We start from the raw sequence: 13335 nt of genomic DNA on the forward strand, positions 1-13335 counted from the left end.
CCCACTCGGGCGCTGCCCGGCCGGGCAAGGCCTGGCGCAGAAAGCGCGCATCAGGCCCGGGGCGGGGCAGGCACGGGCCGGGGTATCCGGCATGGCGGCCCGGCCCGTGCAGTGCGCATCCTAAAGGATAGGCAAAAACCGGCGCCGCCCGCCAGGGCATCGGGCGCATACCCCCTGGCGCGCGTTTTTTCGGGGCTGCGGCGATAATGCTGCGCCTCACCGCAAGCGGGCTGCGAGGTTTTCGTCGCCGGACCGCCCCAAGAGTGGGGGCCTTTTTTTGTCGCCGGGCCGCCCCAAGACAAAAAGCGGCCCCCTTGGGGGGCAGCGGACCTTGCGCAGCAAGGGTAGCGTGGGGGCCAGTTTCCCCCGCATTGCGCCCGACGCCCGGCCCCCACGCCGGTGCGGGTACGAACACAGAACACCACAAAGCCCCATGTCCCTCCTGCCCCACCAGCTCGAACTCCTGTCTCCCGCGCGCGATGCCGACATCGGCATCGAGGCCGTGAACCATGGCGCCGACGCCGTCTACATCGGCGGCCCGGCCTTCGGCGCACGCGCCACGGCAGGCAACGACATCCGCGACCTGCAGCGGCTGATCAACCACGCGCACCGCTTCGGCAGCCGCATCTTCATCACGCTCAACACCATCCTGCGCGACGATGAACTGGAGGCCGCGCGCAAGATGGCCTGGCAGATCTACGAGGCCGGTGCCGACGCGCTGATCATCCAGGACATGGGCCTGCTGGAGCTGGACCTGCCGCCCATCCAGCTGCACGCCAGCACCCAGACCGACATCCGCACCCCCGAGAAGGCGCGCTTCCTGCAGGACGCCGGCCTGTCGCAGATCGTCGTTGCGCGCGAGCTGGACCTGCAGCAGATCGCCGCCGTGCGCGCGGCCACCGACCCGGCGCGCACCACCATCGAATTCTTCGTGCACGGCGCGCTGTGCGTGGCCTACTCGGGCCAGTGCTACATCACCCACGCCCACACGGGCCGCAGCGCCAACCGCGGCGACTGCAACCAGGCCTGCCGCCTGCCCTACGAGGTGCTGGACGCGAGCGGCCGCATCATCGCCCACGAAAAGCACGTGCTGTCCATGAAGGACAACAACCAGAGCGACAACCTGCGCGCACTGATCGACGCCGGCGTGCGCAGCTTCAAGATCGAGGGCCGCTACAAGGACATGGGCTACGTGAAGAACATCACGGCCCACTACCGCAAGCTGCTGGACGAAATCATCGAGGAGCGCGAGTTCTCCGACACGCCCCTGGCGCGCTCATCCTCGGGCAGCACCACGTTCAGCTTCACGCCCGACCCCGACCAGAACTTCAACCGCGAGTTCACCGACTACTTCGTCAACGGCCGCAAGGACGACATCGGCGCCTTCGACACGCCCAAGACACCGGGCCGCGCCATCGGCTGGGTCACCAAGGTGGGCGAGAACTTCGTGGAGATCGAGACATCGAGCCGCGACACCGAACTGCACAACGGCGACGGCCTGTGCTACTACGACCTGCAAAAGGAACTGGTGGGCCTGCAGATCAACCGCGCCGAGTCGGTGGATGCGAAGAAGTCGCTGTGGCGCCTGTTCCCCAAGGACCCCATCGCCGGCTTCAAGGATCTGCGCAAGGGCCTGGAGGTCAACCGAAACCGCGACATGGCCTGGGTGCGCACGCTGGACAAGAAGTCCAGCGACCGCCGCATCGGCCTGTGGGCCGAACTCAAGGAAACGCCCGACGGCTTTGCGCTCACGCTGACCGACGAGGACGGCTTCACCGCCACTGCCGCCATCGCGCAGGAACACCAGGCCGCCACCGACGCAGCCCGTGCCGAGGCCACGCTGCGCGAGCAGCTGGGCCGCTTCGGCGCCACCATCTTCTCCGTGCATGACATCGGCCTGCAGCTGAGCCAGCCCTGGTTCGTGCCGGCCTCGGCCCTGAACCAGCTGCGCCGCGACGCCGTCGCCGCGCTGGAGGCCGCGCGCCAGGCCGGCTTCGTGCGCCTGCCGCGCGCCCTGCCCGTGGAGCCGCCCGTGCCCTTCCCCGAGGACACGCTGACCTATCTGGCCAACGTCTACAACCAGAAGGCGCACGACTTCTACATCAAGCACGGCGTCAAGGTCATGGACGCGGCCTACGAGAGCAAGGAAGAAGAAGGCGAAGTCAGCCTGATGATCACCAAGCATTGCGTGCGCTTTTCCATGAGCCTGTGCCCCAAGCAGGCCAAGGGCGTCATCGGCGTCAAGGGCACCATCAAGGCCGAGCCGCTGCAGCTGATCAACGGCAAGGAAAAACTCACGCTGCGCTTCGACTGCAAGCCCTGCGAGATGCATGTGGTCGGCAAGATGAAGCGCGCGGTGATCAACCAGCACGCCAAGGAAATGCAGGAGTTTCCGATGCAGTTCTACCGCACGCGTCCCGTGCCTTCGGCCAGCGCCTGACAGGCCTCGGCCTCCACCCACAAGCGCCCGCGCTCCGTCAGGGCCGCCAGCCACCGCCCCTCTTCCTGCTCCAGCCTGACCCAGCCCGGCCCCGGTGTGCCGGCAATGGGCGCATCGCCCATCAGCGCCAGGCAGCGCATGAGCACGCTGGCGCCCTGCCCCAGTCGCTTGCCCAGCCTGGGCAGGGACATGGGTGCGGGCTCGGTGGCCAATTCGCGCAGGATGGCGGCGGCCAGTTCTTCCATGCCTTGCACTTCAGGCCGCCATTTCTTCCAGCGCGGGAGACGGCACGGCAGGCAGCCTGTGCGCCACCAGCTGCACGGGAATGGACTTGGAGCTGGGCGTGCCCGCCACGATGGCCGTGGCCGACAGCGGCACCAGCGGATTGGTCTCTGGATAGTAGGCAGCGATGCAGCCGCGCGGAATGTCGTAGGCCACGAGCCTGAAGCGCTCGGCGCTGCGCTGCTGGCCGTCATCCCACACCGTCTGCAGGTCCACCCAGTCGCCATTCTTCATGCCCAGGGCGCGGATGTCCTCGGCATGGATGAAGACCACGCGGCGCTGTCCGAAGACGCCGCGGTAGCGGTCGTCCATGCCGTAGATGGTGGTGTTGTACTGGTCGTGCGAGCGCGTGGTGAACAGCGTGAACACCGGCGATGCGCCGGGGCTGCGCGCGGCGCGCGCGCGGTGCACGGGCGTGTCGCGCGGCACGGCGTGCACGAAGAAGCCGGCCTTGCCCCGGGGCGTCTCCCAGATACGCTCGCTCGCCGCATTGCGCAGCTTGAAGCCGCCCGGCACGGCCACGCGCGCGTTGAAGTCGTGGAAGTCGTCGAAGACCTGCTCGATCAGCTCGCGTATGCGTGCATAGTCGCCAGCCAGCTCCAGCCAGGGCACGGGCCGCTGCGCGCCCAGCGTGGCAGCGGCCAGGCGCGCGACGATGGCGATCTCGCTGAGCAGGTGCTCCGACGCAGGCGGGTTGATGCCGCTGGAGATATGGACCATGCCCATGGAGTCCTCCACCGTCACGCCCTGCGGGCCGCCGGCCTGCATGTCGATCTCGGTGCGGCCCAGGCAGGGCAGGATCAGCGCCTCACGGCCGTGCACCAGGTGGCTGCGGTTGAGCTTGGTGGTCACATGCACGGTCAGGTCGCAGCGGCGCAGCGCCTGCCAGGTGGCATGCGTGTCGGGCGTGGCCGCCGCGAAGTTGCCGCCCAGCGCGAAAAAGACCTTGCCCCTGCCTTCGAGCATGAGGCGGATGGACTCGACCACGTCCACGCCGTGGGCGCGCGGCGGCTCGAAGCCGAAGACCTGCTGCAGCCGGTCCAGCAGCGCGGCCGGCGGCTTTTCCCAGATGCCCATGCTGCGGTCGCCCTGCACATTGCTGTGGCCGCGCACCGGGCAGGCACCTGCGCCGGGGCGGCCTATGTTGCCGCGCAGCAGCAGCAGGTTGACCAGCATCTGCACGGCGGCCACCGAATGCATGTGCTGCGTGATGCCCATGCCCCAGCAGACGATGGTGCTGCGGGCGGCGATGTAGACCTCGGCCGCCGTCTGCATCTGCGCGCGGCTCAGGCCGGACTCGGCCTCCAGCAGGCCCCAGTCCTCGGCACGCAGGTCCTCGGCCAGGGCCTCGAAGCCGGTGGTGTGTTCGGCGATGAAGGCATGGTCCAGCACGCCGCCGCACCCATGCCCCAGTGCATCGTCCTGCGCGATCACATGCTTCATGATGCCCTTGACGGCCGCGATGTCGCCGCCCACGCGCAGCTGGAAGTAGTGCGTGCTGATGGGCGTGGCGCCCAGGGTGGCCATCTCCAGCTTGCTTTGCGGGTCCTGGAAGCGCTCCAGCCCGCGCTCGCGCAGCGGGTTGAAGCTCAGGATGCGCGCGCCGCGCTTGTGGGCTGCGCGCAGCTCGCCCAGCATGCGCGGGTGGTTGGTGCCGGGGTTCTGGCCGAAGATGAAGATGGCATCGGCCTGCTCGAAATCGGCCAGCTGCACCGTGCCCTTGCCCACGCCGATCTGCGGCTTCATGCCGCTGCCGCTGGGCTCGTGGCACATGTTGGAGCAGTCGGGAAAATTGTTCGTGCCGTAGGCGCGCACGAACAGCTGGTACAGAAAGGCCGCCTCGTTGCTGGCGCGGCCCGAGGTGTAGAAGATGGCCTGGTCAGGGTCGGGCAGCGCGTTCAGGTGGCGGGCGATCAGCGCAAAGGCGCTGTCCCAGTCGATCGGCCGGTAGCGGTCGCTGGCCGCGTCGTACACCATGGGTTCGGTGAGCCGGCCCTGGTCTTCCAGCCAGAAATCGCTTTGCGCCATGAGCTCGGCCACCGTGTGCCGGGCAAAGAATTCGGGCGTCACGCGGCGCGCCGTGGCCTCGGCCGCCACGGCCTTGGCGCCGTTCTCGCAGAACTCGAAGGTGGAATGGTGGTTGCGGTCGGGCCAGGCGCAGCCCGGGCAGTCGAAGCCGTCGGGCTGGTTGGCCGACAGCAGGGTCTTGGCGCCCTTGACGGCGATATCCTGGCGCATCAGGGCCTGGCTCACGCTGCGCAGTGCGCCCCAGCCGCCAGCGGCCCCCTTGTAGAACTCGATCTTTTGTTCGGACATGGGGCGGAAGTGTTCCGCCTGTCCATGATCCAGGTCAAATCACATCTCCAAATGGAGAGATTCAGCAAAGATATGAGCACGGCATCCTTGCCCTGCGCCATGCTGGCAACCTCAGCCCCGGACCACCGATGAACTCCACAGCCATACACACCGCCATCCCCGAAGACGCCGCGCTGATCGCGCCGCTGTTCGATGCCTACCGCCAGTTCTACGAGCAACCTGCGGATGCCGACGCGGCGCTGGCCTTCATCACGGCACGGCTGGAGCGCGGCGAATCCGTCATCCTGCTGGCCCGCCGACCGGACGGCAGTGCCCTGGGCTTTTGCCAGCTCTATCCCTCGTTTTGCTCGGTGCTGGCCGCGCCCATCTACGTGCTCTACGACCTCTTCGTGGCGCCCGATGCGCGCCGCCTGGGCGTGGGCCGCGCCCTGCTGCTGGCGGCCGAAGCCCATGCCCGCGCCACGGGCCATGCACGCATGGACCTGACCACGGCCCGCAACAACCTGCGCGCCCAGGCGCTGTACGAGTCGCTGGGCTGGGTGCGTGATGAAGTATTCCTGACCTATGCGCGCCATCTGCAGGCTTGAGCCGCCAGCGGCCTAGCGCAAAACCCGCAGCTCCCGCGCCAGCGCCACGGCCTGGGTGCGGCTGCGCGCGCCCAGCTTGAGGTTGATGCTGCGCAGGTGGGTGCGCACCGTGCTGTCGGAGACGAAGAGCTTCTCGGCCATGGCCGCATTGGAGTAGCCCGAGGCCAGCAGCTCCAGCACGCGCAGCTCCTTGCGGGTCAGGGGCTCGGCAAGCGCCGTGGCGGGCGCCGGGCCCTGGGGCGCATCCGCTGCCTGCAGCTCGGGTGTATCGGCGGGCTCGGCAGGCTCGCCCAGGGCAGACAGCAGCCGCTGCGCATGGGCGGCCGCCTCCGGCTCCGCCGGTTCGGTGCGGCGCGACAGTGAAAGCGTCTGTGAAGGCGACAGTGAGGGCGACAGCACACGCTGCAGCACGGGCGCGAGCAGCGGCCCCTCATCGAGCATCAGGCGCACAAAGCCTTCGCTGGCACCGTGGCGCAGCGGCTGGGCCAGCATGGCGGCTGCGGCGTCCAAGTCGCCGCAGCCCGCCTCGGCCAGCGCGCACAGCACCTGCAGCTTGAGGCTGCGGTGGCGGCGCCCGCGCAGTTGCGCATCGGCCAGCAAGGGGGCGATGGCATCGCGCACGGCACGGCAGTCGCCAAAGTGCAGACCCCAGCGCAGCCGGGCGATGGCGATGTCCTCCACCTCGTGCGGGGGCAGGCGCAGGCGTTCCACGCGCGGCCATACGCCGGGATCGTCGGCACGCTCCAGCGCCTCGGACGCGGCGGCCCGGTTGCCCTGCAGCACGAAGATGCGCGCATGCTCCAGCCGCGCGCTGGCCGTCACGCGGGGCAGCTGGCGTTCATGCCCCAGGTACTCCAGTTCGGTCAGCAGGCCGAAGGCCGCATCCACATCGCCACGTACGAAGGCAATGCGCGCGCGCATGCGGTAGCTGGAGATCACATGGTCGGGCAGGCCCACGTCGCGGGCCAGCGGCAGGTAGACGTTGAGCAGGTGGTCGGCGCCATCGAGGTCGTTGGTCTCGTAGAGCACGCCGGCATGCAGCACGCCGGCCCAGGCATTGCCGTTGGTGGGGTTGTAGGAGGCGCTGCGCGGCGTGGCGGCCAGCGCCACGCGAAAGCGCGATGCCGCCTGCCGCAGCCGCCCGCCCGACAGGTCCAGCACGCCCTCCATGGCCTCGGTGTACATGCGGCTGAACAGGCTGCCGGCCTGGGTGCTGCGCGCTGCGTCCAGCAGGCGGTGGGCCTCCTCGGCATCGCCCAGCACCGACACCACGTAGGCCATGGCATTGGTCAGCGAGCTGTCCGCAAACGGCCGGCAGCTGGGCAGGCAGGCCAGCGCCTGGCGGCCCAGGGGCGCCGCCTCTTCCACGCGGTCCATCATGGCCAGCAGCAGCGGCTGCAGGGCCATGACCAGCGCCTGCGCGGCGGGGTCTGCGGCCATGCGGGGCCGCAAGGCGTCCAGCCGCTGCTGCGCCTGCCAGGGGCCGCGCGTGAAGCAGTCGGCATAGGCGGCCACGGCCTGCAGCAGCGGCTCGCGCGCCATCAGCAGCGCCGGCATGGCCGAGAACCAGCGCGACAGCAGGCGCATGCGGCCCTGCTCCATCAGCGCCTCGGCGTGGCGCGCCAGCAGGGACAGGGCATGCGGCAGGTCGCCGCCTTCCAGCGCATGCTCGATGGCGGGCACGGGCCGGCCGCAGGATTCGTACCAGCCGCTGGCCGCCAGGTGAAGGCGCGTCAATTCACCGGGCTGCTCGCGCAGCAGCTGCGCGCGCAGGAAGTCGGCAAACATGCTGTGGTAGCGCCAGCTGTGCCCGCCCTGGCCACCCTGAGCCTCGTCGGCCAGCGGCACCAGGAACAGGTGGGCCTGCTCCAGCGCCTGCAGCATGGCGGCGCCGTCGGCACGCGGCACCAGGGCCTGGCAGACCTGGGCATCCAGCGTGCGCAGGATGCTGGTGCGCAGCAGGAAGTCGCGCACGGACGCGGGCTGCTGGGCCAGCACATCCTCGGCCAGGTAGTCGGCCACGGCGCGCTCCGAGCCCGAGAAGCGCTCGATGAAATCGCTGTGCGGGCCATGGCGCTCCAGCGCCAGCGAGGCCAGCCACAGCGCGCCTATCCAGCCTTCGGTCTTGTCCAGCAGCCGCGCCAGGGCCTCGCGCGGCAGCGGGCAGCCGCGCAGGCGAAAGAACTCCTCGGCCTCGCCCACGGAAAAGCGCAGCAGCGCCGCATCGATCTCCAGCAACTGGCCGCTGGTGCGCAGCCGCCCCAGTCCCAGGGCCGGCAGCGCGCGCGAGCCTATGACCAGGCGCCCGCGCTCGGGCAGCTGCTCCATGAGCTGGCGCACCAGGCCGAGCACGGCATCGTTGTGCAGCACCTCGAAATCATCGATGAACAGCGCAAAGGAGCGGCCCTCGCCGGCCAGCGCATGCAGGGCCTGGGACAACTCGCCGGCGCCTTGCGACGGCCCCACCCCCAGGGTGCGCACGGCCGCGCCCAGGCACTGCAGAAAGCGCGAGACATCGTTGTCGGCGGCATCCAGCGTCAGCCAGGCCGTGGCCTGGCCCTCGGCCTGCAGGCGCTCGCGCATCTGGCGCATGGCCGTGGTCTTGCCGAAGCCGGCAGGCGCGCGCACCAGCACCACGCGGGCGCGCAAGGCCTCCGGCCAGCGCGCGGCAACGGCCAGCCGGGCCACCTGGGCGGCAGCGGCGCGCGGCGGGCTCAGCTTGGCCTGCGGCACGTAGCCGGAACCCGGACCGGGGCCGGAGGAAGGGGTGGGCGCTGGGGGCTGCATGCAGGCAGGGGGCACTGTGAAGGGGTGAGGCACCGGGCACTTTCGTCGGTTTCGACGATGGCGGCAAGACGGGGCGATTCCTAGACTTGGAGGCAGATCATAGGTGGCGGACTGCCGCCTGTCCCGATCCAAGGCGACAGGCAACGGCGTGCCGCCAACGCACCAACCAAGGAGACCTTCACATGCAGCTTGACGCAAGCATCAGCGCCGTCGTCACGGGCGGGGCATCGGGCCTGGGCGCGGCCACCGCGCGCCGCCTGGCCGCAAAAGGCGTGCGCGTCGCCCTGTTCGACCTCAACGAGACGGCCGGGCAGGCGCTGGCGCGCGAGACAGGCGGCCTGTTCTGCCGCGTGGACGTGACCGACGAGGCCAGCGTGGACGCAGGCTTTGCCCGGGCGCGCGCGGCCCACGGGCAGGAGCGCATCCTGGTCAACTGCGCAGGCACGGGCAATGCCGTCAAGACGGCCAGCCGCGACAAGGCCACGGGCGAGATCCGGCACCTGCCCGTGGCCAATTTCGACCGCATCATCCAGATCAACCTGGTGGGCACCTTCCGCTGCATCGCCAAGTCGGCGGCGGGCATGCTCACGCTGGAGCCGCTGGCCGACGGCGAGCGCGGCGCCATCGTCAACACCGCCTCGGTGGCGGCGCAGGACGGGCAGATGGGCCAGGCCAGCTACTCGGCCAGCAAGGCCGGCATCACGGGCATGACCCTGCCCATCGCGCGCGACCTCATGGGCGAGGGCATCCGCGTGAACACCATCCTGCCCGGCATCTTCGACACGCCGCTGCTGCAGGGCGCGCCCGACAACGTGAAGGCCGCGCTGGCCGCCTCCGTGCCCTTCCCCAAGCGGCTGGGCCAGCCCGACGAATACGCCCACCTGGCCGAGACCATGATCACCAACGGCTACTTCAACGGCGAGTGCGTGCGCCTGGACGGCGCCATCCGCATGGCACCGCGCTAGGCGTACCGCCCAGTCACCACGGCAGGCACCGTCCCCGCGTTTTCCCTGGCCGGAATCGTCGCTTGCGACGATGCCCGGCCCGCGCAGGCCGGGCCACCATCCCCCCAGGAATACAGGAACAGGAGACATATCCATGGCACAGGCATACATCGTCGCCGCCACGCGCACGGCGGGCGGCAAGCGCGGCGGAAAGCTCTCGGGCTGGCATCCGGCCGATCTCGCGGCCCAGGTGCTGGACGAGCTGGTGCGCCGCAGCCAGGCCGACCCGGCCCAGGTCGAGGACGTGATCATGGGCTGCGTCAGCCAGGTCGGCCAGCAGGCGACGAACGTGGCGCGCAACGCGGTGCTGGCCTCGTCCCTGCCCGAGTCCGTGCCGGGCACCACGGTGGACCGGCAGTGCGGGTCGTCCCAGCAGGCACTGCATTTCGCGGCCCAGGCCGTGATGTCGGGCAACATGGACATGGTGATCGCCGCAGGCGTGGAGAGCATGTCGCGCGTGCCCATGGGCACGCCCAACGCCCTGCCCGCCAAGGCCGGCCTGGGCGTGTACATGAGCCCGGCCATGCAGAGGCGCTATCCGGGCGTGGAGTTCAGCCAGTTCATGGGCGCCGAGATGATGGCCGGCAAGTACGGCCTGGCCAAGGACCAGCTGGACGCCTATGCGCTGCAAAGCCATGAGCGCGCCGTGCAGGCCGCGCGCGAGGGCCGCTTCGACCGCGAGATCCTGGCCGTGCAGGCGCGCAGCGCCGAAGGCGGTGCCGAGGGCGAAGGCCAGCCGCACACGGTGGATGAAGGCATACGCTTCAACGCCACGCTGGAGGGCATTGCCGGCGTCAAGACCATCCGCGAGGGCGGCTGCGTGACGGCGGCCACGGCCAGCCAGATCTGCGATGGCGCCAGCGGCGTCATGGTGGTCAGCGAGCGCGGCCTCAAGGCCCTGGGCGTGCAGCCGCTGGCGCGCATCCACCACATGAGCCTGCTCGGGCATGACCCGGTGATCATGCTGGAGGCCCCCATCCCCGCCACCCAGGCCGCGCTGAAAAAGGCCGGCATGCGCATCTCCGACATCGACCTGTATGAAGTCAACGAGGCCTTTGCCCCCGTGCCGCTGGCCTGGCTGCAGGCCACGGGCGCCGATCCGGCGCGGCTCAACGTCAACGGCGGCGCCATTGCGCTGGGCCATCCGCTGGGCGCCTCGGGCACCAAGCTCATGGCTACGCTGGTCCACGCCCTGCACGCACGCGGCGGGCGCTACGGCCTGCAGACCATGTGCGAGGGCGGCGGCATGGCCAACGTCACCATCATCGAGCGTCTTTAGGCGCCGCCATGCCACCGTGCGGCCGGCGCCGCCCGCGCCGGTCGCCCACCATCGGGGGAGGGAAAGCCATGAGCCAGGACTCGCAGCCCCTGCTGCGCATCGAAGGCGTTTCGCTGCGCTTTGGCGGCATCGTCGCGCTGGACGGCGTGAGTTTCGATGTTGCGGCAGGCCAGATCTGCGGCCTCATCGGCCCCAACGGTGCGGGAAAGAGCAGCCTGTTCAACTGCCTGTCGCGGCTGTATGCCTGGCAGGCCGGCCACATCCGCTTTCGCGGCCAGCCGCTGGCCACGCTGGCGCGCCACCGCATGGCCGCGCTGGGCATGGGCCGCACCTTCCAGAACCTGGCCCTGTTTTCCAGCATGACGGTGGCCGACAACGTGCGCCTGGGCACGCACAGCCACCAGCACGCCGGCTTTGTGCGCGACGCCCTGCGCCTGCCCGGCGTGCGCCGGCGCGAGGAAGAAGCCCGCGCCCAGGCGCAATCGCTGATGGCCCTGCTGGAGCTGACGGGCGTGGCACAGCGCCGCGTGGCCGACCTGCCCTTCGGCACGCAAAAGCGCGTGGAGCTGGCGCGCGCCCTGGCCTGCCGCCCGCAGTTGCTGCTGCTGGATGAGCCGGCCTGCGGCCTCAACCATGAGGAGCTGGCCGGCCTGGGCGACCTGATCCTGTCGCTGCGCGACCGGCTGGGGCTGACCGTGCTGCTGGTGGAGCACCACATGGGCCTGGTCATGCGCGTGAGCGACAAGGTCGTGGCGCTGAACTTCGGCCGCAAGATCGCCGAAGGCACGCCGGGCGAGGTTCGCGCCCATGCCGAAGTCATCCGCGCCTACCTGGGTTCGGACATGCAGCCGCAGGATCGGGACAGGGAGGTGGCGCATGCCGGCACTGCTTGAAATCCGCGGACTGCATGCGGCCTACGGGTCGGTGCGCGTGCTGGACGGCATCGACATGGACCTGGCCGAAGGCCGCGTCACGGCCCTGCTGGGCGCCAATGGCGCGGGCAAGACCACCACGCTGCGCGCCATCTGCCGCCACCTGGTGGACACACGCGGCGAGGTGCGCCTGGCGGGCGAACGCATAGACCGGCACAGCACCGAGCGCATCGCGCGCCAGGGCGTGGGCCATGTGCCCGACGGGCGCGGCACCTTCGCCCAGCTCAGCGCCGAGGACAACCTGCGCCTGGGCGCGCAGGCCCGGCCCACGCGCGCTGCCCGTGCCGACGTGGGCGGCGACATGGAGCGCATGTTCGGCTACTTCCCCCGCCTGCGCGAGCGCCGCACCCAGCAGGCCGGCACGCTGTCGGGCGGCGAGCAGCAGATGCTGGCCATTGCCCGCGCCCTCATGGGCCGCCCGCGCCTGCTGCTGCTGGACGAGCCCTCCTTCGGCCTGGCGCCGCTGGTGGTGCGCGACATCTTCGGCATCCTGCGGCGCATCAACGCCGAGCAGGGCACGACCATCCTGCTGGTGGAGCAGAACGCGCGCCTGGCCCTGGAGCTGGCGCACAGCGCCTACCTGCTGGAGACAGGCCGCATCGTGCTGCACGGCCCCAGCGAAGCCATGCGCCGCAACGATGCGGTGCGCCAGGCCTATCTCGGGGAGTAGCGGCCATGGACGCCTTCATCCACCAGTTGCTGGCCGGCTTGGCCACTGGCGGCATCTACGCCACCGTGGCCCTGGCCCTGGTCATGATCTACCAGGCCACGCACCACATCAATTTCGCGCAGGGCGAGATGGCCATGTTCTCCACCTTCATCGCCTGGGCGCTGCTGCAGGCGGGGCTGCCGTACTGGTGGGCCTTCCTGGCCACGGTGGCGCTGTCCTTCGTGCTGGGCGCGGCGGTGGAGTTCGCCATCATCCGCCCCATGCACAAGGCGGCGGACCTGGCCCAGGTGGTGGTCTTCATCGGCCTGCTGATCGTCTTCCACAGCCTGGCCGGCTGGATCTTCGGCTACACCATCAAGGAGTTTCCCAGCCCGTTCCCGGCCGACGCCTGGTATGGCAGCGCCCTGATGTCGGCCCATGAGGTGGGCACCATCTTCGTGGCCCTGGCCATCGTGGCCCTGCTGTTTGCCTTCTTCCGGCTCACGCCGCTGGGGCTGGCCATGCGCGCGGCCGCGCAGAACCCGGCCTCCTCGCGCCTGGTGGGCATCTCCGTGGGGCGCATGCTGATGCTGGGCTGGGGCCTGGCCGGCGCCATCGGCGCGGTGGCCGGGATGATGGTGGCGCCCGTGGTCTTCCTCGATCCGCACATGATGAGCGGCGTGCTGCTGTATGCCTTTGCGGGCGCGCTGCTGGGCGGCATCGACAGCCCCGCGGGCGCCGTGCTGGGCGGCTTCATCGTGGGCGTGCTTGAAAACCTGGTGGGCAGCTACGTCGTCGGCACCGAACTCAAGCTTTCTGTGGCCCTGGTGCTGATCGTGGGCGTGCTCATCGTGCGGCCGGCCGGGCTGATGGGCCGCAAAGTCGTCAGGAGGGTTTGAACAATGCCCCCCCTGAGCGGCTACGCCGCTTCCCGTTGCACGGCGCCCCCTCTCTCGCTACGCGGGAGGGGGACGACACCCTCGCGGCGGGGCGGCGCGGCCGGCGTAGGCCCTTGCTCGGTGTCCCTCGCTTTTGGGCCACGCCAGTTTTGTGCCAAAC

Annotated in this window: 10 protein-coding genes; 7 read left to right on the forward strand and 3 right to left on the reverse strand. The window is 70.1% G+C overall.

Annotation, left to right across the window (positions count from 1 at the left end; genetic code table 11):
* Nucleotides 1-433: 433 nt before the first annotated feature.
* Nucleotides 434-2440 (forward strand): peptidase U32 family protein, encoded by a 2007-nt coding sequence (locus CLV01_RS22500; RefSeq protein ID WP_013801553.1) that lies wholly within the window; start codon nucleotides 434-436, stop codon nucleotides 2438-2440.
* Here the strand turns inward: CLV01_RS22500 and CLV01_RS22505 are convergent.
* Both CLV01_RS22505 and CLV01_RS22510 read right to left on the reverse strand, forming a co-directional pair.
* Entirely contained in the window at nucleotides 2404-2685 is a 282-nt protein-coding gene (locus CLV01_RS22505; RefSeq protein ID WP_012206611.1) for a hypothetical protein, read from the reverse strand. The genes CLV01_RS22500 and CLV01_RS22505 overlap by 37 nt on opposite strands.
* A gap of 10 nt (nucleotides 2686-2695) precedes the next feature.
* On the reverse strand, nucleotides 2696-5038 hold the full coding sequence (locus CLV01_RS22510) for an FdhF/YdeP family oxidoreductase (RefSeq protein ID WP_099733161.1): 2343 nt from the start codon (nucleotides 5036-5038) through the stop codon (nucleotides 2696-2698).
* Between the two features lie 128 nt (nucleotides 5039-5166).
* On the opposite strand from CLV01_RS22510, the gene CLV01_RS22515 reads away from it, so the two are divergent.
* Nucleotides 5167-5625 (forward strand): GNAT family N-acetyltransferase, encoded by a 459-nt coding sequence (locus CLV01_RS22515; protein WP_012206613.1) that lies wholly within the window; start codon nucleotides 5167-5169, stop codon nucleotides 5623-5625.
* A 12-nt stretch (nucleotides 5626-5637) separates the two neighbouring features.
* Here CLV01_RS22515 and CLV01_RS22520 read toward each other — a convergent pair whose 3' ends face one another.
* Nucleotides 5638-8412, reverse strand: a complete 2775-nt coding sequence (locus CLV01_RS22520) for a LuxR C-terminal-related transcriptional regulator (protein ID WP_099733160.1) — start codon at nucleotides 8410-8412, stop codon at nucleotides 5638-5640.
* Nucleotides 8413-8594: 182 nt separating this feature from the next.
* On the opposite strand from CLV01_RS22520, the gene CLV01_RS22525 reads away from it, so the two are divergent.
* The 5 genes from CLV01_RS22525 (at nucleotide 8595) to CLV01_RS22545 (ending at nucleotide 13175) form a co-directional block, all read left to right on the forward strand.
* Nucleotides 8595-9377 carry an SDR family NAD(P)-dependent oxidoreductase gene (locus CLV01_RS22525; protein WP_099733159.1) on the forward strand — a complete coding sequence of 261 codons (783 nt, stop codon included), beginning with the start codon at nucleotides 8595-8597 and terminating at the stop codon, nucleotides 9375-9377.
* 133 nt (nucleotides 9378-9510) lie between these two features.
* Nucleotides 9511-10695, forward strand: coding sequence for an acetyl-CoA C-acetyltransferase (locus tag CLV01_RS22530; protein WP_099733158.1), 1185 nt, complete (start codon nucleotides 9511-9513; stop codon nucleotides 10693-10695).
* A gap of 68 nt (nucleotides 10696-10763) precedes the next feature.
* The gene (locus CLV01_RS22535) at nucleotides 10764-11588 is read left to right on the forward strand and encodes an ABC transporter ATP-binding protein (RefSeq protein ID WP_099733157.1); all 825 of its coding nucleotides are present in this window, start codon (nucleotides 10764-10766) and stop codon (nucleotides 11586-11588) included.
* Nucleotides 11572-12297, forward strand: a complete 726-nt coding sequence (locus tag CLV01_RS22540; RefSeq protein WP_012206618.1) for an ABC transporter ATP-binding protein — start codon at nucleotides 11572-11574, stop codon at nucleotides 12295-12297. Before CLV01_RS22535 ends, CLV01_RS22540 begins: the two co-directional genes overlap by 17 nt.
* 5 nt (nucleotides 12298-12302) lie before the next feature.
* Nucleotides 12303-13175, forward strand: coding sequence for a branched-chain amino acid ABC transporter permease (locus CLV01_RS22545; RefSeq protein WP_012206619.1), 873 nt, complete (start codon nucleotides 12303-12305; stop codon nucleotides 13173-13175).
* The last annotated feature ends 160 nt before the right edge of the window (nucleotides 13176-13335 follow it).

The organism is Delftia sp. 60, from assembly GCF_002754395.1.
GTDB lineage: Bacteria > Pseudomonadota > Gammaproteobacteria > Burkholderiales > Burkholderiaceae_C > Comamonas > Comamonas acidovorans.

Coding starts and splice junctions, on each gene's coding strand:
- CLV01_RS22510 (WP_099733161.1), bottom strand. CDS start 5,038: ATGTCCGAACAAAAGATCGAGTTCTACAAGGGGGCCGCTGGCGGCTGG.
- CLV01_RS22500 (WP_013801553.1), top strand. CDS start 434: ATGTCCCTCCTGCCCCACCAGCTCGAACTCCTGTCTCCCGCGCGCGAT.
- CLV01_RS22515 (WP_012206613.1), top strand. CDS start 5,167: ATGAACTCCACAGCCATACACACCGCCATCCCCGAAGACGCCGCGCTG.
- CLV01_RS22530 (WP_099733158.1), top strand. CDS start 9,511: ATGGCACAGGCATACATCGTCGCCGCCACGCGCACGGCGGGCGGCAAG.
- CLV01_RS22540 (WP_012206618.1), top strand. CDS start 11,572: ATGCCGGCACTGCTTGAAATCCGCGGACTGCATGCGGCCTACGGGTCG.
- CLV01_RS22525 (WP_099733159.1), top strand. CDS start 8,595: ATGCAGCTTGACGCAAGCATCAGCGCCGTCGTCACGGGCGGGGCATCG.
- CLV01_RS22520 (WP_099733160.1), bottom strand. CDS start 8,412: ATGCAGCCCCCAGCGCCCACCCCTTCCTCCGGCCCCGGTCCGGGTTCC.
- CLV01_RS22545 (WP_012206619.1), top strand. CDS start 12,303: ATGGACGCCTTCATCCACCAGTTGCTGGCCGGCTTGGCCACTGGCGGC.
- CLV01_RS22535 (WP_099733157.1), top strand. CDS start 10,764: ATGAGCCAGGACTCGCAGCCCCTGCTGCGCATCGAAGGCGTTTCGCTG.
- CLV01_RS22505 (WP_012206611.1), bottom strand. CDS start 2,685: ATGGAAGAACTGGCCGCCGCCATCCTGCGCGAATTGGCCACCGAGCCC.